The sequence below is a fragment of the Streptomyces sp. NPDC002787 genome, from assembly GCF_053592095.1.
The window spans coordinates 1-2,816 of the sequence record NZ_JBSFVC010000085.1 but is presented as its reverse complement, the minus strand read 5'-3'; the positions used below and the strand labels follow the sequence as shown (position 1 = coordinate 2,816).

Here is a 2,816-nt window from a genome sequence, read left to right as displayed (position 1 = left end):
CTCACCGCATCCACACCACCAGCCACCAACCGCCACAGATCCTCCGGCGACGCCACCCCACCCGGATAACGACACGCCATCCCCACGATCGCGATGGGTTCCGCGGGGTCGCCCGTCGCGGTGGCGGCGGCCGCGGCGGCGCGGTCGGGCTGTTCGTCGCCGAAGAGTTCACGTGCCAGTCGGCGTGCGAGGGCGGTGGGGGTCGGGTGGTCGAAGACGAGGGTGGTGGGCAGCCGCAGGTCGGTGGCCCGGCCGAGCTGGTTGCGCAGTTCGACCGCGGTGAGCGAGTCGAAGCCCAGTTCCTGGAAGGGCCGGTCGGCGTCGATCGCCGCCGCGTTCGCGTGTCCGAGCACCCCGGCGACCCGGCCGCGGACCAGTTCGAGCAGGGCCTCGTGACGGGCGTCGGCGTCCAGCATCGCCAGCCGCCGCACCAGCGTCGATCCGCCCTGTGGGGTGTGGCCGACGACGGCCTTGGGACGCGGGCCCGCCGGGGCCAGGTCACGCAGGATCGGCAGCACCTCGTCGCCCTGGTGTCGCAGCTCCCCGGTGTCCAGATAGGTCACGGCGAGGACCGGCTCTCCGGTCAGGAGGGCGTCGTCGAACAGGCCCATGGCCTCGTCCGACGGGAGGGCGCGCAGTCCGAGCCTGGCGATGCGGCGCAGATCGGTGTCGGTCAGCTGACCGCTGATGGTGCTCGCCTGCGACCACAGGCCCCACGCCAGCGACGTGGCGGGCAGCCCGAGGGCACGGCGGTGCTGCGCCAGCGCGTCCAGGAAGGTGTTGCCCGCCGCGTAGTTCGCCTGCCCGGCGTTGCCGATCAGGCCCGCCAGGGACGAGTAGACGACGAACGCCGACAGCGGCAGGTGGCGCGTCAGTTCGTGCAGGTTCCACGCCGCGTCGATCTTCGGACGTACGACCGCGTCGAGCCGTTCCGCGGTCAGTCCGCCGAGCACGGTGTCGTCGAGAATGCCCGCGGTGTGCACCACCGCGGTCACCGGGAACTCCTCCGGTACCTCGGCCAGAGCGGCAGCCAGTCGCCGGCGGTCCGACGCGTCGCACGCGGCGAACGACACCCGGGCGCCCAACTGCTCCACCCCTGCCCGCAGTTCACCGGCCCCGGGGGCGTCCGCGCCACGGCGGCTCAGCAGCAGCAGGTGCCGGGCGCCGTGCTCGGTCACCAGGTGGCGGGCCAGGACACGGCCCAGCGTGCCCGTCGCACCGGTGACGAGCACGGTGCCCTCGTCCCAGCGCGGCGCCGCCGCCTGCTCCTCCGAGGAGGCCGTTCGTGCGCGGGCCAGTCGCGGCACCAGCAGTCGGCGCTCGCGGACGGCCAGTTGTGTCTCGTCGGTGGCCAGGGCGAGGGGGAGCTGTTCGTACCCGTCGGCGTCGACGTCGACGAGGACGACCCGGCCGGGGTTCTCCGTCTGCACGGTGCGCAACAGACCCCACACACCGGCGTGCACCAGGTCGGTCACCTGCTCGCCCGGCAGGGCGGCCAGCGTGCCCCGGGTCACCACGACGAGACGCGTGCCGGCCAGTCGTTCGTCGGCCAGGAAGGCCTGCACCCGTTCCAGGACGCGGGCGAGTTCCACGCGCGCCAGACCGGCGATGCCCGCGCCGCCGACGGCTCCGTCGTCGCCGTCGGTGACCAGCGGCCAGACGACCGTGTCGGCACCGGCGGTCGCCACCGCGTCGAGGTGCGGGTACGAGGCCGCCGAAGCCAGGGAGGGCGCGCCCAGCACGGCCCAGCCCGAGGTGTCCGCGGCCGACTCGGGCGCCGGTGCCTCGGACCAGGCGACCGAGAACAGGCCGTCACGACCCGCCCGGGCCGCCGTGCGCACCGCGTCCTTCGACAGCGGGCGGAGCGACAGCGAGTCCACCGACGCCACCGGCACGCCCGTGTCATCGGTGACCAGCAGGGAGACGGTGTCGGCGGCGCCGGACAGACCGAAGCGGACCCGCAGTGCGGCCGCGCCCGTCGCGTGGACGCGGACGCCCGCCCAGGAGAACGGCAGGCGCGCTGCCACGTCCTCGTCGGCCACGCCCGGCAGCAGGGCGTGCAGGGCGGCGTCCAGCAGGGCCGGGTGCAGCAGGAACCGTCCCGCCTCGTCCCGCACTCCGTCCGGCAGGGTCACCTCGGCGAAGATCTCGCCCTCGCCCCGCCATACGCGGGACAGGCCCCGGAACGCCGGGCCGTACGCGTACCCCTGGTCGACCAGACGCTCGTAGACGTCCTCCAGGCCGACTTCGCGCGCGTCGGCCGGGGGCCACACCACCAGGTCGGCGACGGGGGTGCCGGAATCGGCGGGGACCAGGGTGCCCTGTGCGTGGAGAACCCAGTCGCGTTCGTCGTCCGTGTCGGGCCGGGAGTACACCTCGACGGGCCGTGCGCCGGAGTCGTCCCGCTCCCCCACGGCCACCTGGAGGTGCACGCCGCCGTCGGCGGGCAGGGTCAGGGGCGTGGCGAGGGTGAGTTCGGCCACCTGCTCGGCACCGGCCTGTCCGCCCGCGTGGGCCGCGAGTTCGAGCAGGGCGGTGCCCGGGAGCACGACGGCCCCGGCGACGCCGTGGTCGGCGAGCCACGGGTGGGTCCGCAGGGACAGGCGCCCCGTGAAGAGCGCCTCGCCGCCCCGGGCCGGCGTGACCGAGGCGCCGAGGAGCGGGTGACCGGTCGAGCGGAGTCCGAGTCCGGTGGCGTCGCCGTGGCGGGCGGGCGCGTCGAGCCAGTACCGCTCGTGCTGGAAGGCGTAGGTCGGCAGGGGGACACGCCGGGCGCCGGTGCCCTCGAAGAACGCCTCCCAGTCGACGCGGACACC

General features: G+C 74.9%; 1 protein-coding gene. It reads right to left on the bottom strand.

The window, feature by feature from the left end:
- Nucleotides 1-2,816 (bottom strand): SDR family NAD(P)-dependent oxidoreductase (locus ACWD26_RS44015; RefSeq protein ID WP_451279384.1); only part of this gene is annotated, 2,816 nt, incomplete at both ends.